This is a genomic window from Nocardioides sp., from assembly GCF_004803405.1.
GTDB classification, from domain to species: domain Bacteria; phylum Actinomycetota; class Actinomycetes; order Propionibacteriales; family Nocardioidaceae; genus Nocardioides; species Nocardioides vastitatis.
The window spans coordinates 426-21,431 of sequence record NZ_SSXI01000037.1 but is presented as its reverse complement, the minus strand read 5'-3'; the positions used below and the strand labels follow the sequence as shown (position 1 = coordinate 21,431).

The 21,006-nt window shown below is 66.7% G+C and carries 18 protein-coding genes; 5 read left to right on the top strand and 13 right to left on the bottom strand.

Annotation, left to right across the window (positions count from 1 at the left end):
* Nucleotides 1-23: 23 nt before the first annotated feature.
* The 10 genes from E7Z54_RS24310 to E7Z54_RS02560 all read right to left on the bottom strand — a co-directional run bounded on the left by E7Z54_RS24310 (nucleotide 24) and on the right by E7Z54_RS02560 (nucleotide 11,837).
* A complete protein-coding gene (locus tag E7Z54_RS24310; RefSeq protein ID WP_136431451.1) occupies nucleotides 24-242 on the bottom strand; it encodes a helix-turn-helix domain-containing protein in 219 nt (72 codons plus the stop codon).
* Between the two features lie 398 nt (nucleotides 243-640).
* Nucleotides 641-1,951 carry a S10 family peptidase gene (locus tag E7Z54_RS02595; protein WP_168798134.1) on the bottom strand — a complete coding sequence of 437 codons (1,311 nt, stop codon included), beginning with the start codon at nucleotides 1,949-1,951 and terminating at the stop codon, nucleotides 641-643.
* The gene (locus tag E7Z54_RS22870) at nucleotides 1,948-3,372 is read right to left on the bottom strand and encodes a hypothetical protein (RefSeq protein WP_168798133.1); all 1,425 of its coding nucleotides are present in this window, start codon (nucleotides 3,370-3,372) and stop codon (nucleotides 1,948-1,950) included. Before E7Z54_RS22870 ends, E7Z54_RS02595 begins: the two co-directional genes overlap by 4 nt.
* 278 nt (nucleotides 3,373-3,650) lie before the next feature.
* Entirely contained in the window at nucleotides 3,651-4,772 is a 1,122-nt protein-coding gene (locus E7Z54_RS02590) for a histidine decarboxylase, pyruvoyl type (protein ID WP_206055966.1), read from the bottom strand.
* A gap of 637 nt (nucleotides 4,773-5,409) precedes the next feature.
* Nucleotides 5,410-6,783 carry a helix-turn-helix domain-containing protein gene (locus E7Z54_RS02585; RefSeq protein WP_168798132.1) on the bottom strand — a complete coding sequence of 458 codons (1,374 nt, stop codon included), beginning with the start codon at nucleotides 6,781-6,783 and terminating at the stop codon, nucleotides 5,410-5,412.
* 424 nt (nucleotides 6,784-7,207) lie between these two features.
* Nucleotides 7,208-7,786: a hypothetical protein gene (locus E7Z54_RS02580; protein WP_136431447.1), complete on the bottom strand. Its 579-nt coding sequence runs from the start codon at nucleotides 7,784-7,786 to the stop codon at nucleotides 7,208-7,210.
* Nucleotides 7,787-7,798: 12 nt separating this feature from the next.
* Nucleotides 7,799-8,074, bottom strand: coding sequence for a hypothetical protein (locus tag E7Z54_RS02575; protein ID WP_136431446.1), 276 nt, complete (start codon nucleotides 8,072-8,074; stop codon nucleotides 7,799-7,801).
* A gap of 97 nt (nucleotides 8,075-8,171) precedes the next feature.
* Entirely contained in the window at nucleotides 8,172-8,420 is a 249-nt protein-coding gene (locus E7Z54_RS02570) for a hypothetical protein (RefSeq protein WP_136431445.1), read from the bottom strand.
* Between the two features lie 57 nt (nucleotides 8,421-8,477).
* Nucleotides 8,478-11,387: an ATP-binding protein gene (locus tag E7Z54_RS02565; protein WP_136431444.1), complete on the bottom strand. Its 2,910-nt coding sequence runs from the start codon at nucleotides 11,385-11,387 to the stop codon at nucleotides 8,478-8,480.
* 213 nt (nucleotides 11,388-11,600) lie between these two features.
* Entirely contained in the window at nucleotides 11,601-11,837 is a 237-nt protein-coding gene (locus tag E7Z54_RS02560; RefSeq protein ID WP_136431443.1) for a hypothetical protein, read from the bottom strand.
* A gap of 43 nt (nucleotides 11,838-11,880) precedes the next feature.
* On the opposite strand from E7Z54_RS02560, the gene E7Z54_RS02555 reads away from it, so the two are divergent.
* Complete coding sequence (locus E7Z54_RS02555) at nucleotides 11,881-12,438, top strand: hypothetical protein (RefSeq protein ID WP_136431442.1); 558 nt, start codon at nucleotides 11,881-11,883, stop codon at nucleotides 12,436-12,438.
* A gap of 491 nt (nucleotides 12,439-12,929) precedes the next feature.
* Here E7Z54_RS02555 and E7Z54_RS02550 read toward each other — a convergent pair whose 3' ends face one another.
* From E7Z54_RS02550 to E7Z54_RS02540, 3 genes are all read right to left on the bottom strand, one after another.
* Nucleotides 12,930-14,114, bottom strand: a complete 1,185-nt coding sequence (locus E7Z54_RS02550) for a PD40 domain-containing protein (protein ID WP_136431441.1) — start codon at nucleotides 14,112-14,114, stop codon at nucleotides 12,930-12,932.
* A 15-nt stretch (nucleotides 14,115-14,129) separates the two neighbouring features.
* On the bottom strand, nucleotides 14,130-15,227 hold the full coding sequence (locus E7Z54_RS02545; RefSeq protein WP_168798131.1) for a PD40 domain-containing protein: 1,098 nt from the start codon (nucleotides 15,225-15,227) through the stop codon (nucleotides 14,130-14,132).
* A 760-nt stretch (nucleotides 15,228-15,987) separates the two neighbouring features.
* Nucleotides 15,988-16,983, bottom strand: a complete 996-nt coding sequence (locus E7Z54_RS02540) for a sigma-70 family RNA polymerase sigma factor (protein ID WP_136431439.1) — start codon at nucleotides 16,981-16,983, stop codon at nucleotides 15,988-15,990.
* A gap of 230 nt (nucleotides 16,984-17,213) precedes the next feature.
* Between E7Z54_RS02540 and E7Z54_RS02535 the strand changes: the two genes are divergently transcribed.
* The 4 genes from E7Z54_RS02535 to E7Z54_RS02520 form a co-directional block, all read left to right on the top strand.
* Nucleotides 17,214-17,939, top strand: coding sequence for an SDR family NAD(P)-dependent oxidoreductase (locus E7Z54_RS02535; protein ID WP_136431438.1), 726 nt, complete (start codon nucleotides 17,214-17,216; stop codon nucleotides 17,937-17,939).
* A gap of 63 nt (nucleotides 17,940-18,002) precedes the next feature.
* Complete coding sequence (locus E7Z54_RS02530; protein WP_136431437.1) at nucleotides 18,003-18,518, top strand: SRPBCC family protein; 516 nt, start codon at nucleotides 18,003-18,005, stop codon at nucleotides 18,516-18,518.
* 307 nt (nucleotides 18,519-18,825) lie between these two features.
* Nucleotides 18,826-19,458 (top strand): ParB/RepB/Spo0J family partition protein, encoded by a 633-nt coding sequence (locus E7Z54_RS23935; RefSeq protein ID WP_346763528.1) that lies wholly within the window; start codon nucleotides 18,826-18,828, stop codon nucleotides 19,456-19,458.
* Nucleotides 19,386-21,006 (top strand): DUF11 domain-containing protein (locus tag E7Z54_RS02520; RefSeq protein WP_168798130.1); only part of this gene is annotated, 1,621 nt, incomplete at its 3' end. The genes E7Z54_RS23935 and E7Z54_RS02520, both read left to right, overlap by 73 nt.

The following is a 21,006-nucleotide window of genomic DNA, read 5'->3' as shown; positions in this document are numbered from 1 at the left end:
CTACGGCTCCAACTGGGGCCATTTCAGACTGGCACACTCAGAAGCGTCATCGCCTCGCGAAACAGGCCGCGCTTGTTGCCGAAGTGGTGGGCGATCAGGCGAATGTCCACTCCGGCGTCCTCGGCGATGCGCCGCACGGTGGCCCCGCGGTAACCGTGCTCGGCGAAGGCCTGTTTTGCGGCGGCAAGGATCTCCGACCTGGTGTCAGGACTTCCCGGGCGCCGACCCCGCGATTTATTCATCAGCATTGAATTATGCGTACGGCGACCGAAAGGGTCAACCAGGACGTCGGTGTCGAACCGGACGCCCTTACCACCAGGATCCGTCAGGAGGTTCGTGATGAATCGTCATCGCGCCGTATCAACCGTCGTCCGTCTCGGATCGGCGCCGGTGGTGTCGGCATGAGGTACTCGACGAGCGCCTCAGCTGCTGCCACGACCACGGGCGCATCCTCGCGAAGGGCGATGTGTCCGGTCTGCCGGGGAGTCGGCGAGATCGCCCTTGTCGGTTCAGGTCATCGAGTGGTCGACATCCCGTGGCGAGCGGGACTCTCGCCATGGCCCTGTCCCGGGTGCGTCGGTGCGGCTGGTGGTGCAACGACCGGAACCGGCGAGCTGCGCGCCACGTGCGACCACGGTGGTCAGCACCCTGGCGAAAGCAACCTGTCGCCGTTCCCGGGCTGAGGCTCAGCTGACGCGGAGGTGTCGCCCGCGATGCCTGACCCCAGGAACTGCTCCAGCAGCCTGAGCGCGTTCTGAGGCTGATCCATGGGGACGAGATGGCCGGCGCCGTCCACGAGGAGCTGCGTCAGTGTCCGTGCTCTGCGGAAGCGTCCCGCCAGCACCCCGTCAACCAGCCAGGGGATGCGGCTGGTGGAGAGGAACTCGTCGCGGAAGGACCAGTCCAGCGCGCAGATCCAGGCGTCTGTACCCATGAAGTTGCAATCCATGTCGAAGACGCCGTTGTAGATCAGGACCCGAAGCCGCTCAAAGAGCGCTGGATAGAGGCCCGCGACGGAGTCCTGCTCACCCTTCTCCAGCAGGAACCCGACCCGCTTGGAGGTGTCGGCCCATGCCGGCGCGGCAAGATCGACATGCAGTGCTTCCCGCACGTCCGGACGGTCCAGATACGTGCCGATGGGAGTGAAGTCGTAGTCGCCGATCATGCGGACGTCGTACACGTTGGCACCTCCGCTCACCGCGGTGATGTAGGCCTCGATCCGGTTGCAGATGCGGTCTGCCTGTCGCGACGCCGGGTGGTTCCTCTCGATGGCCGCCGCGCAGGCGCCGTAGAGCTCGTGGACGTGGGCGACCTGGCTGGTGTCGATCAATCCGTGGGCGTAGGCGTACGCGCCGTAGGTCCGCTGCTGCAGAACTGGGTCCACCCAGCCGTCCCCGACGCCGATGCCCTTGAGCTCGATGGGCGATCCACCGTCGTCGTTGCTCTGCAGGATCGCGTGCGCCAGCATCGGGATGTAGACCCCGGCGAACGACTCGCCGAAGAGGTACAGGTCCCGGCTGCGCAGATCCGGGAGCAGGTCGAAGAGCTGCTGGAGTGCGTAGAGCAGTTGGCGGGTGGCCTCCTCCTCGGTCCTCGCCCACGCCTCAGGGCTCTCGACCACCGACAGGCCGGTGCCGGCCGGCTGGTCGATCATCAGGTAGCCCGCCGCCGTGTTCCAGCCGAAGGGGTTGTCCGCGAGGGTCCCGTCAGGTCGTATCCGGTAGGGACCGTTCTCAGCGAACAGTCCTAGGAACGACGACGACCCGGGGCCCCCGTTGAGCCACAGCACGATCGGCGCATCCGGCTCTGCGTCGGCGTGTTCGATGAACCAGACGTACAGATGGGCGTCCTGGGCCTCCGAAACCGGGACGTACCCAGCGACCTGTCGGCCTCGAACGGGTCCATACCCCGGAAGATGCTCGACCGGCGCCACCGGCGGCGGTGCGATCACGGAGTGGCCCGCGCCGTCTCGCACAGGGAGTTCAGGCGCAGCTCCGCAACCGGCCACGCGTAGAAGCCCATCGACGACGCCGCGGTGTTGAACTCCAGCTCGGTGACGCCTCGCTTCTTCGCCTGAGCCTGTGCAGCGGCGTAGGTTGCCGCACCTAAGGCGTAGCACGGCGCGTAGCCGGGTGACGCCATGAACGTGAAGCACTCACCGTGAAGGAACTCCTCCGAGAGTCCGGTTGCGGTGGATGCCCAGGCTATGAAGTCGGTATAGGTCTGGTGACGGCCGTTGACCCGCACGTCGCAGAGAGCCCGTACGTATCGAACGAGTCGCCACAGGTAGGTCTCGAGCCGAGCGCACAGGACCGCCGCTTGCTGCTCGGCCAATGTGGCGCCGTAGAGCTGGAGGTAGGTCACCTGTGTCGGGTCGAGATCGGTGCGGCCGAGGAGCTGCTGTGCCGCGCTGTAGTACTCAAACTCCCGCCAGAACGCCATTCCCTCCGTGGTCGGCACCTCGAGGGCGGTGTTGACGTTGAGCAGCGGGCTGAGGGCGGTGTTCCGGGCCGAGAGCACGAAGTTGTAGCCGTGCGAGGCCTCGTGGACGAGGATGTTGATCATCGTCAGCAAGGAGGAGTTCTTCGCGCTGGTGAGATAGAGCTGCGAGTAGGCGCTCATGGGGTCGAGGTAGTCAACGGCGAAGTCCTCGCCACCTGTCACCAGGTTCACCAGATACGCCGGCGTAGCCGCGAACCGCACCGGGTCGGCCGCAGTATGACCGACGATGTAGGCAGCGCCGAACGCGTCGGTGACCTCCACCATCCGTGCGATGAGTGCGTCATCGAAGTCGACGGAGTACTGCGCCGAGACTGCGTCCCACACGTCCTGCAGTGACCCGGACCAACCTGCCGGGAAGAAGGGAAGCGCGGTCACCTCAGCCACGATGGACTCGACGATCGGCAGGTCCAGCTCCAGCCAAGCCGACGCCATCACCTCGATGTCGTGCGCGTCCTGTGTGAGCTGGAAGTAGCCGCGAAGGCACTCGGGATAGCCTGCTGCCGGGCGGGGACCGCGCGTTCGGTCGTCCTCCTGGAAGAGGGGCCAGTAGGTGGCGAAGTCAGCCGAATCCAGCCCGGGGACCGCGAACAACGCCTCGTAGGCGAGCAGCGCGTCAAGAATCGCCTGGCACTGTTGGCCGAGGTCGGGGCGAGCGACCAGCATCGCCTGAACCGTGCCACGCACGTAGTCGCAGGTGTCGAGGCACTCGCGGCGCACCAGGATGGTGAAGTCCTGCCCGAACCATCGCTGGGTCTCGTAGCGGATGGTGTCCGCCACCGCTGTCAGGTAGGTACCCACCCAGGAAGCTGCGGCATCCTGTTTGAGCAGGATGTAGAAGATGCCGTCGGAGGCGGCGTAGACCCCGCCCATGCCCGTGCCGGACGGACCGGCGCCGCTGGGACGCGGCAGGTCGAGCTGGGTCCGTAGGGAGCCCAGGATTCCGGCAGCGGTAGCCCCGCAGATCCGGATCGGCCAGCTCGTCCAGGCGTTCCGTGGCGGCGGTGAGCCGCTCCCGCAGCGCCTCCACTTCCGGCGCGGTGGACGGCGCTGTCACGGTCAGTCTGTCCAGGTGCCCGGCGGTGTAGCCGGCGATCGGATTGATGTCGGACCACAGCTCCACGATCGTGCTCGTGAGATCGCCCATCGGCCTAGGCCTCTCCCGGAACCACCCCGATGCCCCCGACGTCGGGCCTGAAGGGCGCGGGCGGGAGGGTTCCGAGTCCGACGCTCTTCTCCCACTGATCGATGCTCAGCTCGCACAGGTCTGCGGGCTGGCCCACGCCGGACACCGCGTCTTCCGCCAGCACGACGTACGGCGCGCAGGCCAGTGAGCAGCCCCACTCGTTGGGCCCGGTCCAGATGAACTTGCCGCCGATGAAGATCTCGACGTAGGTCACATCCTGGTCCTGCCCGCACAGCACCATGCTCTTGGACACGGCTCTGAGATGGCTCTGCAGCGCAGCCTTGGCCTCCTCGGGCGACCGCGAGACCCTGTCCTGGCCGCAGTCCTCAATGAAGAGGTTGGCTTGGGTCTCACGGTCGTGTGCGATCGCGATCCCGATTGCCGACCAGAAGTAGCTGCCGTTCTCGCCTCCCATGCCGCTTGCGTCCTTGTTGGCACAGATGACATGCGCTCCGGGCAACGGCGGGTAGCGACGAAGGTCGTTCTCGCCGCCGTCGGCTGGGTCCATGCGGCCGAAGAGTCGCTCGGCGGCGTCCAGCAACGGCGCCACCGGGTACACGGGGACGGGGCCCTGGGCGGGCAGCTTCTCGCCGGGCGGGTAGTGGGGCCCGGGGTAGGTCCACATCGGTTCCAGCGTGCCGTTCTGGATGTCGTCGGCGACCGCGAGGTGCAAGCCCCACAGAGCGCCGTTCACGCCGCAGAACGACGAGGCAGTGCCCATGTTGATCTGACCGATGTAGGCGTCGTCCTTCTCGCATCGGTCGTAGGACACGATGCCGCCTGCTCCCGGGTCGAGGCCCGTCATGTCAATCTTGTCGACCGACAGCTTCATCGTGGCGATGTAACCGCTCCCCGACGCACCTGGGTTCATGTACCCCATGCAGTTGCCGGGCATGTTGCCCACTGCCCCGTTCACTACGTCTTCAAGTGACATCCCACTGCTCATGACACGACTCCTGGTTGTCTGGGGCTGGAATCCGGTCCGGTGCTTCTCGACGAAGCCCTTGGCTTCCCGAACCCTCGAGTCGAGCCCGCGCCCGATAGTCCCGCTCTGTAGTACCGCGCCACGAAGCACGCGGTACTTCACCCGAAGGCGGAACGACCAGCAACTGGCGTCCGTCGTGTCCGTTGGAGGCTCCGTCATTTCCAACGGAGTGGTGCCGTCGTTTCAGTGGTGATTCGGCGGCCGGAGGAGCCCGGAAGGCGTGTGTGGCCAAGGGGGCTGCGACGTTCGGGTGCGATGCGGAGCACGTTTAGTTGTGGACTCGATCCTCAGCCGCCACGCAGTTCTTGTCAATCGTTGTCCCGGACGTGGGCAATAATTGTCACGACGAGGGCGCCGCGCCTCGGCGTACCACGACGGGCGTGGCGGTACCGGCCCGCGCTCGTGATGATCGCACCTTTCCGCGACTCCAAACCGCTGCTGGCGAAAGGGAATGACAGACAACCCACGCCACGTCGTTGGCCATTTGCTGCCCCTACTCCGCTTGGTGGTGTTACCAATCAGGCCTCACGTACTTGTCTGTACGTGTCTAGAAGAAGTGCCTACGAGGAGGAACATCATGAAGATCAGCACGTGCATCGTTGCCGCTATCGCCAGCCTCGCCATCGCTGCTGGGTCCGCGCCATCCGCTGCCGCAGCAGACGGAGACGACGGTGGCTCGGCCTCGGCCACCCACTGGTACTGCTGCTGAGTGCGTCGTCGTGAGGCGGCCCGGAACGCCTCACGACGAACGCTCGGCCGTCACCCGCGGGATGAGCGCCGGCGCCGCCTGAGTCCCTAGTCCGCTCGAGGCTGCGGCGCTCCGATACGCATCCATCGCGCCCTGCGTGTCGCCCGCCTCGGCCAGGAGTTCGGCGAGTTCGAACCAGAGTCGAGCAGCACCGCGATCTGATCCGGCCGCTGTCAGGGCTAGGACCGACTCCCGGTACCTCGCGCGCGCTTGTTCCGACTCCCCGCGCATCGCGGCGACCTTGCCTCGGATCGCCTCAGCACACGCCCGCAGTAGGGACGCCGACTCCGGGCTCAGGTCCTTCCCGAGGCGCGCCGCATCTGAAGCACCCTGGAGATCGCCCAAGAGCAGCAGCGCCCGCGCCCGGGTGACATGCACGCGAGCTGCCTCGGCCGCCGAGCCTCCCGATAGGACAAGTTCCTCCTCCGCACGGTCAAGGATCGACACCGCGGTTCGGGGATCAGGTGGGTCCATGGAGAGGTGGAGGTTGGCCATCTCGGCTCGAAGCTTCGCGAGGTTCCGGTTGTCATCGGCCTGCTCGAACAGCATGAGGGCTCGTTGGGCAAGCCGGAGCGCATCCGGCGTCGCCCCGTTCGCATCGGCCTCGAAGATGCTTGCGTTCCAGTACGCCGACGCCTTCGCCACGAGGGAACCCTGCCTCTCAGCGGCGTCGATCGCCCGCATGCAGATCCTCACGGCCTGACCCACGTCGCCCTTCTCGTGGTATGCAGCGGCAACCGTTACCGAGAGCTGAATCGCTTCCGTCAGGCCATCCAAGCCCAGTTCCTCAATGGTGGCCGAGGCTTTCTCACCAATTGCGATCGCTTCGAGCAGGTCACCGGTCTCCCGATAACACCTGCTCAACGCGATGAGGTCCTTGAGCCAACCGGCGTCCGATCTCGGCTTGTCGGTCAGGTCCTCCAAGAGGACGATGGCTTCGTCGAGTCGACCAATGCCCTCCAACGATCGCGCACGAACTCGCAACGCCGCGGTGGCCAACGCAACGTCATTGATCTCCTGTGATGCTTCGACGACCGCGTCCGCTAGGTCGAGAGCGCGCCCGGGCTGACCCGAAACCAGGTACAGCTCCGCATGGTCAAGCTGGAGTCGAAGCTCGTGGAGCTTGTCGGGCGCAGTACCGACGAGCGCCTCGAGTGTCGTACCCATTCGCTCCGCCATACGCGACAGCAAGCCCACTTCGGGGCGGCGTTGACCGTCCTCGATCCGCGACAGGTATGCGGCGGAAACCTCGTCACCCGCGACTTGCGGTTGCGTCATTCCGGCAGCCAGACGCGCGTTGCGAATGCGACGTCCGAGCTCGGCGGCGTCGATCGTGCGGCTGAGTTCGACGAGGCGTGGGTCCACGCCCCCATTGTGCCTGCAGCAAGCAGGAGGGGCACAGGTTTGCCGTGCCCTGCGCAGGTACTCCGTGTCGGCGTAAGGGCCGGTGTGTCCCGGTAGCAGCCCCGGTGGCGGTGGCGCTTGCCCCGCGTCTCGACGTACGACGTGAATGGTTTCCGATCTGCCCCACATTGGCCCGTCAGCGGCCGTTTCAACGAACGCTGATATCGATGTGAGTCGTGACGCGAAAAGCGAGAAACCCCCTGCTGACCTGCAGAAACGCCGGTCGGGAGGGGGTTTGGATTCGGTCGGGCTGACAGGATTTGAACCTGCGACCATGGCACCCGCGGGAGCATTCCCGGAATCATGCGAGGGAGACCCGTCGTGTCTCATCACGGCCGGGTGCCGAACCGGATCCCGGTCCGGCACCAGGTCGGTTCTGGCTGCCTTAGTGGCGGATGAAGACGCTGTCCCCATGGACGGGTTGTGTGAAGTCGATGCCTGCGTCCTGGAGGACCAGCAGGACCGATTCCTCGGCGTTCTTCGGCGGCATCCCGAGCAGGCAGTCGACAGTGAGCACACCGGTGTCGACTTGCGCCCCGTCGACGTAGAGGGCGATCTTCAGGCGTAGCTTGCCGCCCTCGGTGCCGGGTGGCAGGCCGCCGAATTTCTCGTCCTGTTCGGGGGTGGCGGGACCGTAGGACCGATAGCTGAGGACAGCCGTGGGCTGCCACCTGCCTTGGGCGAGCACGGTCCCCTCGGCGTTGCGGTGAGTGAACAGCCTGGGGACCTCACCAAAGGCCGCCGTGACGTTGGGGGCCTCGCCGCTCACGGTTTTGGGCTGGAGTGTAAAGGTGCCCACGCCGAGAATCTCGATCGTGTCCCCGTTTGTGGCCCGCGAAGTGCTGGGTGCGAAGCCGAACTCGACGGTCGTCGACTGCCCGCCAGCACCAGCTGGTGCGCTCGGCAACCCCACCCAGGTCAGGGCGAGCACTATCGGGATGAACAGGCTCCAGTATCGCTTCATGACGCACCTCCTTCACGCAACCGGAAGCATGGGGTGTTCGCCGATGACACCGACCAGTCCGCCGGCGTAGACCCGGGTGCCGGAGCGGAACACCGGGTCGACCATGGCCAACGCCGAGGCCTCGTCCTCGGCGTCCACGGCGAAGATCCCCCCGTGGGTTCCACTCGGGCACAGGCAGAGGAACTGGGTGCCCTTCAATGCCGCGGACCAGGGGTGTTCGAAGATCGCATCGTTCAGCTTCTGGCATTCCTGCGGCTGGTGTGTGTTGTGCAGGATGTAGGTCGTCATTGCTTCCTCCTCGGTCGTGACCTTGTCGCGATTGTCGGAGGAGACGGGTTTCCCGGACTTCCGGGATCTGCGGTAGTTAAGCCGCTCCCGCAGGTGGTCAGCCGCCCAGGCGCAAGATCTCGATCGGCACCGCACGGGTGCCTGGCTGGAACTCCGGAGGCAGCCCCTGGATGACCTCTTCGGAGGAGTCGGCCTCGACGATCATGTAGAAGGAGTGTTCCCCGTACGGGCAGGGGCAATAGAAGTCCTTGCCGATCAGGTGCTGGGGAAGCCGGCTGAATCCCGGCTCCAGTGCCTCACACTCTTCGGGCTTGTGGTGGTTCACCACGAGGTACGGCTGCGACATCGCGACCTCCCTACTCCAAGGGGCATGGTCAAGCATGCACCAAACGGTGGTCCTGGGTCAGTCGTTCGCCGGCTCTCCCGAGGACCTGTGTCGTGCCGCGAACGCCACCAGCTGCGCCCGAGTGTTCGTGCCCGCCTTCCTCATCAGGCTCTTGACGTGGGTCTCGACGGTGCGGGGTGAGAGGAAGAGCTGCTGCGCGACGGAGGCGTTGGACAGGCCCTCGCCGACAAGTGCGAGCACGTCCATCTCCCGGCTGGTGATCCCGAACGGCCGCAGCGAGGCGGGAACGGTGGAGGCACCCCGCCCGGCCCGACGCGCCGGGACTCCCGCCAGCCGTTGCAACCGCTTGCTGGCATCGGCGATGCGTCTGAGACCAGCGGTCTCGAAGAACTCGATCGCTGCCCCTGCCAGTGCGGCCGGATCCCCCCAGCCGTCGGCGAGGGCCGCCTCGGCCACTATCCGATGCGCGTGGTGGCGCCGCCACCCGGGCGGCATCAGGGCATCAGCACGCGCGAGCGCCGCCGCGGCGTCGTCGGGCTTGCGGGTCCGCCCCAGCCGGACGGCTTCGGCGTACCAGCCGTACGCCGCGATCGCCGGCTCTCCCTGCAGACCGGTGGCTGTGCCGCTGCCCTCGACGACGTCCAGGAGCTGACACAGCCCAAAGAACCATGGCTTCCCCATCCGCCAGCGGGCGGCACGTCCGGTGGCATCTTTCAATAGCGCCCGCGCCCTGGCGCGGTCCTCATTCACCAGGGCGAGCACCGCCTCGACCTCACCCAATGCAGCCGCCCGGACGTCTGACCGCTCCCCTGCCTCGGCGAGCGTCTCCCGCAACGAAGAACGAGTCTCCTCAGCCTTGCCCTGCAGCGCGTACAAGGCGGCCCTGCCCAGCAACGCCTCCGGCCGTTGCGGCAACGCGAAGAGGCGGCAGGAATCGAGCGCCGCGGCGAAGAAGGTGCGAGCTTCGTCGAAGCGTGCCAACGCCAGCCGCTGCCAGCCGAGCTCAAGATCGATGGCCGCCAGCAGCGAAACCGCTCCGGTCTGGACGGCAAGCGTGCGTGCGGCGTCGAGCGACCGCGTATCTCCGGTCCGGCGCGACTCGATCGCACCGAGCGCGGCCAGTGCCCGCAACCGCCACAGCGTCGAGCCATCCCGCGACGCGCTGTCACAGAGCCGCCCGAACAGCGACGCAGCCATCTCGTGATCCCCTTGCTCGGCCGCCGCCATGGCCGAGATCTCCAGCGCTTCGTGAAGGACGTCATGCAGCCCCAGCCGTTCGGCGGCTTCCAGCGAGGCGCTTGCTTCACGAGCAGCCGTGTCGGGGTCGCCGACAGCCAGCTGAACGGCTGCCTCAAGCGAGCGCGCGCGGAGGGCGACCTTCTCATCCTCGGGTGCCGCCCCGCGGGCCTTGCTCAGCGACTCACCTGCGAGCGCGTAATCACCGCCAACCAAGCCGGCCCGCGCGGCGTCGAGATAGATCTGGGCGCGCCTTGGCCCGGCCACCATGCGGGCCAGCGACTGGGGTGCGTGCCTCATCGTGCGTTCCCACTCGGCCACCAGGGCGCGGGTCATCTCCACCAGCTCTTCGGTTTTGCCCGCACGGGCCAGCACCTCGCACAGCAGTGTGTAGACGCCCATCCAAAGCACATAGTCACCGCGAGCCTGCTCCCGCGCCCGCCGCAGGCTGGCTTCCGCGCTCTCCAGCGCCCCGCGGTGCAACGCCCTGCGCGCAGACTCTTGCAGCAGCCGACATGCCCCGAGGTCGTCCCCGGCCAGCTCCCGAAGCTCCGCTGCCCGCTCACACCATTCCCCTGGCAGGCCTGGCCGCTGATCCTCAATCGCCTCAGCCACGCGATAGGCCAGCTCAGCCCGTTCCGGCGGCAGCAACTCGCCGAGCACCGCCTCGCGCATCAGCGCATGCCGAAACGAGAACGCATCCACGTCCGAAGCTGCGCCGACCAAGAGGTGTGCCGCGACGGCCGCTCGCAGGCACGCGATCACTCGCGCGCGATCAAGGCCAGTGACCGTCATGAGCAACGGCCACTCGAAGGTGCGGCCCAGCGTGGCCGCAGCCGTAACGACCTGCTGACTGTCGCCATCCAGCGTCGCCAACCGGGCGTGAACCAAGTCGCGGAACGACGGTGGGAGCGACTCGGCGATGCGGCCGGTGATCCGCCACTCATTGACAACATCGGGTGTCGCTGCGGCAGTCAGATACGCGGACAGCATCTCCTCGATCAGAAACGGCACGCCTTCCGCCCGCCGTCTAATCGCGCCCAGCACCACCGGCGGGACGAAGTCGACCCCGAGGGACACCCGCGCCATCTCCTGTGCCGCATCATCGGCCAGCGCGCCCAACTTCAGGCGTACAGCCACCCGCCTACTCACCAACCGGGCCAGATGGTCGGCCGCCATCCCGGGCATGCCCGACCGTTCCGTGCCGACCAAGAGCACCCGCTCGGAGGACACGTGGTCTGCGAGGTACTCCAGCGCCACCAGAGAGTCTGAATCGGCCCACTGCAAGTCCTCGAGCACCACCAGCAACGCGTGCCTCCTGGCAATCGACCGAAGCAGCCGGAGCACGCCCTCGAGGAGTACCAGTCCAGGCTGTATTACCACCTGTCCCCTACCAGCCCAGGACGGGACGAGCGTAGACAGTACGGCGTGGTACGGCTCCAGGTCCCGGTCGACCGGTGGCCCCAGGTCCCGTACCAGCTCGTTGAGCGCTTCAGCAAGCGGCCGGAACGCAACTGACGAGCCCTCGACGGCCCGCCCGGACGCAACCGTGACGCCGCCCAACCGTGCCCGCTCGATCAGCGCCTGCGCCAGCCGTGACTTCCCGATCCCAGCCTCTCCGGACACCAGGACAAACCGGCCACGCCCAATACGCGCGGCCTGCAGCGCCTCGTCGAGCTCCGCAACTTCCCGCTCCCGCCCGACCAGCACCGGACACAACACCTGGGCCACAACGCCCACTGTGCAGCACGCTCGAGGCCGCGTCGAACCGGCTCCACAAGGGTGCTTCCATGGCGGTCCGGTTTCAGCCCGAACCGGGTATCTGCTAGCGGCTAGGCCGCCAACAGTTCGGTGATCGCGGCATCCACGACCTCGTTGTCCGTTGAGGTTCGCGCCGAAGCCGGCGACGTGTCCCCAGGTTGACCGGATCGGTCGCAGTCGACGTCAGGGCTGGCCGTCGGAGAAGTCCGGCTCGATGCCGGTCCGCTCTTCCTCGACGATGCGCCGCCGGAAGCACGCGCCTCCCGTGCACTGACCGTCGCTACCCCGCAAAGCGAGCAGACGAGCGACTGTCCCGTCACAGGTCATTGCGCCGACTGCGACGAAGGCTTGCCCGGACCCAAAGCAGCTGGTCGTCGAGACCCGTCTGATCGCGTCGAGCAGGGCGATGCCAATGATCATGGCAGGCAGGCTGGTGGCAGATTGCTCGTGCCACACTCGCAGCATGACCCGCGTGGCGGTGATCCGGTGGGCTGGAGTGGCGGCGGTCGCTGGCGGCGTCTGCTGGGTGGTCAAGGGCGGGGTCATTTTGCTGACCGGGAAGGAACCCCCCGTCGTGTTCGCCGTGTCGTTCGCTCTCTTGCCGGTCGCCCTCGTCGGTCTCTACGCCGCGGCGGCACCTCGCGGAGACCGGTTGGCGAAGCCCGGGCTCGCGCTGGCTGCAACGGCGGGGGTGGCCGCAGTGGTGGCTGGTCTCGGCTCGTGGCTTGGTCCGAATGCGTGGTCGCCCAGACAGGACACGGTCACGATCCTCACACCCTTCATCGCGTTGGCCGGGTTCGGCACGCTCGCCGCCCTGATACTGCTCGGGATCGCGGTACGCCGGACGAGCGCACTTCCCCATCACTGGCGCACCTTCCCCTTGGTCATCGGCATTGGCTTCGTTCCGCTGATGATCCTCGGTGGCATTCTGGAGAACATCGACGAACGGCTGCTCGAGGTGCCGATCGTGATCGGGGGGGGCCGGCTGGCTCGCCCTGGGTGTCGTCATGGCGACTGCTGAGGGTGGGCAGTGACACGTGCCCTGTCCTGCTCGGCGACCCTCACCGGTAGTACGAAGTACACGGAGCCGGCGTTGACGACCCCGGCATTGAGTTCATCCACCTTTTGGTTCGCCTCATCCTCGGACCAGTAGCCGCGAGTCAGACGAAAGCATCCGTCGGGTTGTCACCTACGAACTGACCGTCGAAGCGGCACACCGCGAACAGGTGCCGGCGGCCGCGCGGCGGAGTCGGGAAACGTCGGCCCTTGCTGTCGCTCGTCACTGTGGGAGCCTCACACGTGAAGTCTGCCAAGAAGTGACCGCTCATGCCGCGATGCGGGCGTTCCGGTAGGCACGTCTTTCCGCCGCGTGTGCCACCGTGACGCTGGTTCTTCAGCTCGGCTCAGGTCATGGCGGCTCGTGCTCAGAGACCAGAATGACGCGCTGCAACGGAATGAGAGATCCGCACACGTCGACGGAGGAGTCTGATCGGTCACCCCGCATCCCGCGGCTCAGCGTCCGGAGGTGAACTTGCCTACGTAGAGACCATCGAGTCCCGCAAGCGGTCCGCTCGAGGGCGCCTGAAGGACGAATGCAATCTGCCGCCCGTCCGGTGCCGGTATCGATTGGTTGGCCTGCCCACCGATGTCGCTGACGTGGGTCAGCCTGCGCACTCGGTCGGAACCGTCGAGCGCGACAACGAAGAGATCGAAGGGCCCGCCGACCATCGGCACTGCGCCGACGAGACCACTGATACCGCTGGCCGGCCCCTCCGGGTCCGATGCGCGGTTCGACTCTTCGAGGCCGAACCGCTCGCCCGCAAACAGGTGCGTCTCGTTGTGGGACCGGTCCCGGTAGAGGCGTCGCGTCGCGCCCGTGGCGAGGTCGAGCTCGAACATCTCGCCGTTCGCCGGCAGCTCGAACCCCAAGCCCCAGAACGTCACGGCCGCGTCGTTGCGGGCGAAATCGTACGGTTCTCCGTAGCCGCCGACCGATCCGTCCGCCCGCGGTAGCGGAGTGGTGATCGCTCGCCGATTGACGATGGCGGCGCGCTTTCCGTCGTGCACCAGTTCGCCGAGCGTGATCTGACCGAGCGTCTTAACTCCTGACCATGCGATTCGGAAACCGCCGTCCGAAGTTGGGCGCGGAGAGATCGCGACCTCGCCGGACGCCTGGGCGTCCAATGGCTGAGGCGGCGTGGCGGCGGTCGCGGGCATCCAATACAGCTCCGTCGCCAGCAACCCGGGCCCGCTGCCCGTGCCAGTCCCTGAGCTGCTGTTTGCCAGGTCCGGACCGGCCTCGATGAGGAAGCTGGAATCCGGCAAGTGGTAGATGCGAGTCACGAGTCCCTTCGGGCCCCACTGGCACGTCAGGCAGCGCACCTCGCCAGTATCGAGATCCAGCTCGTACGCAGGACTGTCCTCAGAATCAGACTCGGTGAAGATGAGGCGGCGCCCGTCGGGGGACCAGTTGGGTCGGTCCCCCCAATCAAGAACCCGCCGCATCTTGAACCGCGCGTCCAGGTAGTCGATGTCGTCGGCGGCGCTCCGGGCCCAGTCTCGCCCCGTGGAGTCGTGGGTGCCACCCGGCGGCTCGAGCGGGGCAGCTGCCTCGGCAGTGGTGCCGATGCCGCCAGCGAGGTACGCGATAAGGGCAACCGCGGCGGACGTGCCCACGGCACGGCGGACGGGCAGCATGGATGACCTTTCGGCTCAGGAAACCTGAGTGAGGTCGAGCACGAAGAGTCCTGCTCCCTCGCCCTCGGCGCCTTCGGTAATGGACATCTGGAACGCGACGCTCCGCCCGTCCGGGCTGACGACAGGGTTGGAGGCGCCGTACCCGCGATAGCGGTTGAAGTTCGTGAGACGCGTCCATGTGCGCGGCTTCTCCAGGGTCAGCCGCCAGAAGTCCAGCGCACCCGGAATCGGATTGACCATGAGGTCCCGCTCGACCAGAACGAAGCTACCGTCCGGCGACGTCCCTTCGGCCTCCTCGTAGTAGATGCTGTTGGAGTAGTTGGTGGTGCTCTTGGTCCGCAGGTCGTACCCCATGACCTCGCCGGTCAGGTAGCCGTAGGCAGTGAAGATCAGCTCCTGCTCACTTGGGCCACGGAAATCCTGCACCTCGATCGGCGCGATCAGCGCGGTGCTTTGGCGGGTGGCCACCAGGCGTACGTCGGCTAGCCGGGGCACGCCGTTCTCGGTGACGATGTCGCCCATCCAGATCTCCGACTTCTTCGTGAGTGCGTCCAGCGGCACCGTCGGGGAGGTGAAGTCGATGTCGGACTCGTTCCAGGCGATCCGGTTGGCCCTTCGGGAAACGGCGACACCCTCCCAGCACGGCCGGCCGAGCGGGTGGATCTCTCCGGTGTAGGGCTTGGGCAGGGTCCACAGCTTCCCCTCGAATCGACCGGGCTCCTCGGCGGACATGTCGACGGGATGATCGGGACCGCAGAGCACCAGGTCGCCGTTGGGCAGGTGATGTGCTCGGAGGAAACCGAAGTGGTCGAGCCGACCGGTCAGGTTGCGCGTCTTGTTGGTCGCCAGCTTGAGGTGCCACACATCGCCCAGAGGACCGTCGAGGTAGACGAGGGACTTCCCGTCTGGCGACCAGTCGGGCCGCATCCCACGGTCGAGAACCTGCCTGATGTGCGGTGGAAGGTTATCGGCCGGTGAACCGTCGAGCGTGGCCTTATGGGGGTCCAACGACGGATCGTTCAAATCGATGGACGGTAGGAGGTGATGGGGAGTCGAGGCCTCCGCGGTATGGGCCAATACGCCCGGCGCGAGGAAAGAGAGGAAGAGCAGCACCACGAGTGTGGGAGCCCGCATGGCCATGAGCCTTGCACGGCGTTCTTCCGTGATGCAAGCACTTCCTTGCAGTTACACGCCGACGACGAGATCTAGGAACGTGGACACGAACTCCTCCTCGTTCAGGGATGCCGGCGGCGAGCCGAGGAAAGGTGCTCGCCCTCTCGCTGGCCTTGGGTCGTGCCCTGATCTTCAGGCTGGCACGCATAGCCGCTGAGCGGACTCAGAGACTGCTTTCAGGTACCGGCCCAAGAACTTCCACTCGGCTTCGAGTCGCGATCTCGTTCAGCAGTTCCGGTGTCACCGTGCCGCTTGCCTCTGCGTCGGCCAAGTCTTCGAAATCCTGGACCATCGCAGCAGGCGAGAAGAGGATCAGTTTCTTCCCGGCACCTTCGACACGACCTTGAACGTGTGGGGCGTGGCTTTCGGTAGGTGAACAAATGCTCCGGGAGGACACAAAGTTTGCTGCACCTCAATGAGCATCAAGTATTCGCCTTCACGAAGAACGCCTCCGCAGCATCGCGATGGAGGTGCAGCTGGAGGCCAGATTCCGATGGCTCATATTGCGTCTGCAGCAAAATGAACTCCCCAGATGTCTGCGTCGATGTTGCTAGGACAACGGCCTCGAAATTGCCCAAGCCGAGACGCCGGCCCCGGCCAGGAGGAACGATGAATGCCTCGCTCATGATGGAGGTGCTTGTCTCTTCGCGCGGCCGGACGGTGAGCCTTGTTGCTCCCCCGATACGAAATCGGAGGCCGGCTACTCTAAAGTCCGGGGCAGGCCGAAGTAGGGCGCGACCGTCGTCTCGAACCGTGTCAATGCGCTGATCCGGTCGCCGGCGAGGTCGAGCACGTAGACGCCGGTGATGTGCAGGATGCCGGTGGCTGGATTGGGGGCGTAGGCGCCCCACGCGGGTTGACCGTTCGCGCGGATGGGCACCAGATGGTCGCTCTCGCGCCAGTGGGTGTAGACCGCACTGAAGAAGCGGTGCACAGCGGTGGTTCCGTGGTACTCGAGGGGCAGCGGCGGCATCCGTACCCACGCTTCGTCGGTCATCAACGCGATGAGCGCGTCGATGTCGTGTTCGGTGAAGGCCGCGACGAAGCGGTCGAGCAACTCCCGCTCCTCCGCTGAACCGGGTGCGGGCGGCGGCTGGTCGGACGTGCGGGCCGCAGCCATTGTCGCGCGACCGCGCTTCAGCGCGTTGGTGACGGTGTCCTCGGTGAGCCCGAGGAGCTCGGCGGTCTCGCGAGCGCGGTAGCCGAGCACGTCGCGCAGCAGCAGCGCCGCGCGCTGGTTGGGAGGCAGCAGCTGGACGGCGGTGACGAACGCGAGCGAGATGGCCTCACGCGATTCGTAGCGGGCCTCGGGCCCTGGTGCCTGATCGGAGAGTCCCTCCAGCAGTACGTCGGGATAGGGCTGCAACCACAACACCTCACCGAGGCGGGTCGGCTCCGGCGTCGCCACGGGCAGCGGCGCCGCGGTCACCGGCCGCCGCCCGGAGGAGCGCAGCAGGTTCAAACACCGGTTGGTGGCGATGCGATACAGCCAGGTACGGACCGACGAACGGCCCTCGAAACCTTCGACGCCGAGCCACGCCGACAGCAACGTCTCCTGCAGCGCGTCCTCGGCGTCCTGAATCGAGCCGAGCATCCGGTAGCAGTGCACCTGCAACTCACCGCGGTGGGGCTCTACCAGTGCGGTGAACGCATCCCGGTCCCCGTCCCGCGCCCGCTGAAGCAGATCGGCCAACATCAGCCACCTCCATCCGGGTCATCTCTCTCGCTGACACCCATACAGACACCGGCGGGCAGCGGAACTGGTCGCAGCCGCATGACCAGTTTCAGATTCACACCGTGTCCGTACTTCCGAACGCCTCAAAAGCAGGCCGAACCGAACTCTCACCGTGACCGCCTGAGTACTGGCGGTCGGCACCATCGGGCTTCCGCAGCACGCGGACGGTCCGCACCTATCAGGAGGACAGCATGACCATTGAAAACAAGACGGTTCTGATCACCGGAGCCAACCGCGGCATCGGGCACGCGCTCGTCGAGGAAGCCCTGACGAGAGGCGCCAAGCGGGTGTATGCCGGTACGCGCCAGCCCTTGAGGCACCTGGATGGCCGCGTCACGCCGCTCACGCTGGACGTGACCGACGCAGCGCAGATTCGGGCAGCTGCCGAAAGCATCGGGTGCCTCGACATCCTCATCAATAACGCCGGCCTCGGCCTCTACGCCGACCTCAGCGACCGGGCCGCCCTCGAACGCCACCTCGCAGTCAACCTGTTCGGCTCCTACGACACGACCCACGCTTTCCTGCCGCTGTTGACTAGCTCCCGCGGAGCCATCGTCAACGTGGTATCGCTGGCGGCCCTGGCCGCGGTTCCGCTCGATCCGACCTACGCGATCTCCAAGGCGGCCGCCTTCTCCCTCACCCAGTCCTTGCGCATGCTGCTGGCCGGTCAGGGCGTGAGCGTGCACGCCGTGCTGGCCGGCCCCGTCGACACCGACATGGGCCCGCAGATCGATCTCCCGAGGGCCTCACCGGAGTCAGTTGCGCGAGCCATCCTCGCGGCCGTGGAGAGCGGAGACGAGGACATCTTCCCCGATCCGATCTCGGACTCGATCGCCGACGGCTGGCGCAACGGGGTGTCCAAGGCCCTCGAACAGCAGTTCGCCGCACTAGTACCAGCGGAAGCCGTCACGTCCTGAGACGAGGACACAAACGGCATCGCCCCTAAATCACCCAAGCACATCACTCGAGAGGCTCACTTCATGAACGACTTCAGCACCAGCACCACCATCGACGGCTCCCCGGCCGAGGTGTTCGCCGCGATCCTGGACACCCGGGGATGGTGGAACACCACGATTGCAGGCGCGACCACGCGGGTCGGTGACGAGTTCGGATTCGAGGTGTCAGGTCTGCACCGCACCCGCATCCGGGTCACCGAGGTTTCCCCGAACCAGCGCATCGAGTGGCTGGTCGTGGAGAACGAGTTCGGCTTTACCGCCGATCAGAGCGAATGGGTAGGCGACCGGATCGTCTTCGAACTCCAGCCAACCGGCGACCGCACGACGGTCACCCTGACACAGCACGGACTAAACGCCGAGCAGGAGTGCTACGACGTGTGCTCCAACGCGTGGGACTTCTTCGTCCGCGACAGCCTGCGACAGCTCGCCGAGCACGGCCAAGGCATGCCCGAATCGGATACAGGACAGGCCGCGCCCGCCACGCGAGCCCGAGTCGCGGCCGAGGCGCTCGACCAACAGACAGCGCCCGACTCGGCCTAACCCCCGGACGCGACCTCGACCGTTCACCGACCGCCGAGCACAACACTAGGAGAGAGAGCCGTCATGGCAACCTGAAGCCCGCCAGCATCATTCTGGGAAGCACCCAGCCAGCAAGACTACGAGAGTGGTACCTGAAAGTGCTCACTCCGGAGCGAGCCGTCGACACGTCGGCGTCGCCGCACGGCGGCGAAGGGCCGATCCACCTCGACCCGCATGACCGACACCATCCAGACCCCGCCGACACCGCCGCCGACGAGGCCATCGAGGCCGTCCAGGCCGAGGAGTTCATGTACCTCGACCCACCGACATCATCATCGGCACCAACGTACGGACCGACCTGCGAGCCGACCACAAGGAGTTCCGCAGGCCGATCAAGGAGCGCGGTGTGCTGGAGGCCGTCACGGTCTACCGCAACGAGGACGGCCGGTACGTCCTGCTGCGCGGCCAGCGCCGCACCGTGACCGCCGCCGAAATCGGCACCCCGACGGGGCTGATCCCGGCCCGCGTCGCGCCCCAGCCCGCCGACGCCGACCGGATCGGTGACCAGATGGTCGAGAACATCCACAGGTCCGGGATGCGCGAGGCCGAGATCGTCGTCGATGAACTGAGCCCGACGGGCGTCGCGTACCGAGACACCGGGCGCCTCGCGGCTCTCAGTCACTCCCAACCGACGTCATCCTGTCAGTCCGGCGGGCCCGGGACGCCGACGGGATGTGGGGGTGGCGTGGACCAAATCAAGGACCAATTCCGCGCGCGGCGCTGGCTGGCCCGGGCGAGGCCGGGACAATGCGTTCCGTCCTGCGGCACCGGTCCCTCGGATGGGCCGAGCGCGTGCCCCTGGGCGTCTCGCCTCAGCAAGGAGCCCCCATGCCCGCGTCCAGGCCTCGCCTTCGTCTCCTGTCCGCGCCACTTGCGTTCCTCCTGCTGGCAGTGGGGCTGACCATCGGCGCGACGACGGCGCCGGCGCAGGCGGCTCCCGGTGATCCGTTCAACTCCGCGGCGCCGACCGTGTTCGTGGCCCAGGGGGTCCCGACGCGGCTCTACAAGGCGGTGACCGACGGGTCCGGCACGACCTCGTTCATGGCAGAGGGACCGGCGGCGAACTTCCAGTACAACTCGATCGCCTACAACACCGCCGACAACTACATCTACGCCCTGTCGAACTCGGCCGGCACGGCCAGCAACGGCGCGGCCATCCCGGCCAACGCGCTGATCCGCATCGGCCAGGACGGCTACATCACCCGTGTCGGCACGGCGACGTACACCGCAAGTGCTACCGGGACGCTGGGCTTCAACGTCGCGGCGATGGCACCCGACGGTCTCTTCTACGCGATGAACTCGGGAACGAACCTCATCCGGGTCATCAATCCCACGACCGGCGCAGTGGTCAGGACCATCACGTTGACCGCCGTGCCGAACGCGCCCGACTTCACCTACTCGGGCGGCTTCTTCTGGGGTGCCGACGCCTCGGGCGCCGTCGTCAGGATCAACCCGTCCACCGGGGGTGTGGTGGTGTTCCCAGGGGTGGTCGGAACGGGATCCGCCTTCGGCGGTGCGTGGACCTACGGGAACGGCAACGTGGCGTTCTCGGAGAACACCTCGGGCAGGATCTACCAGGTCAGCGTCGCGAATCCCGGGGCGCCGGTCCAGGTCGCGGCCAACGACGGCCCAGCCAGCGGGAACAACGACGGCACTTCGTCGCCGGGCATCCCGACAGACCTGCGGATCACTAAGAACGGTGCGCAGTCGTTCGTCGCTGGAGACACCCTCACCTACACGCTCACGGTAACCAACAACGGCGCTGGGGTGTCCTCCGGGTTCGTGGTCTCCGACACGGTCCCCGAGCCGCTGACCAACGTGCGCTCGACCAGCGCAGGGTGCACGGTGGGCGGACGAAGCGTCACCTGCGTCGGGGGGACGCTGGCAGTGGGAGCCACGCAGACCTTTACGATCGCCGCGGACAGCCCGGCCTCGACGAGTGCGTGCGTCACCAACGAGGCCGAGGTCCTCGCCAACGAGACCGACTCCGACCCGTCGAACAACACCGCTTCGGTGACCAGCTGCCCCGCCAGGATCTCGCTGGAGAAGCAGGCCGGTACGCCGGTCGACGTCAACGACAACACGATCACCGACGCCGGTGACACCATCGCCTACAGCTTCGTGGTGACGAACACCGGGGCCACGGTCTTGAGCGACGTCGCGGTCAGCGACCCGATGGCGGGGTCGGTGAGCTGCCCGCAGGCCGCGCTCGCGGTGGGCGAGTCGATGGTGTGCACCGCCGATGCTCCCTACAGGATCACCGACGCGGACGTGGACGCCGGCTCGGTGGACAACACGGCCACCGCCACCGGCATCCCGCCCGGCAGCTCAACGCCGATCACCTCCGCCCCGGCGACCACCAGCACGCGGACCACCGCCCCCGCTCCGAGCCTGTCGCTCGTGAAGTCGGCGGAGCCGTCCACCGCAGCGGCCCGCACTGCGGGGCAGG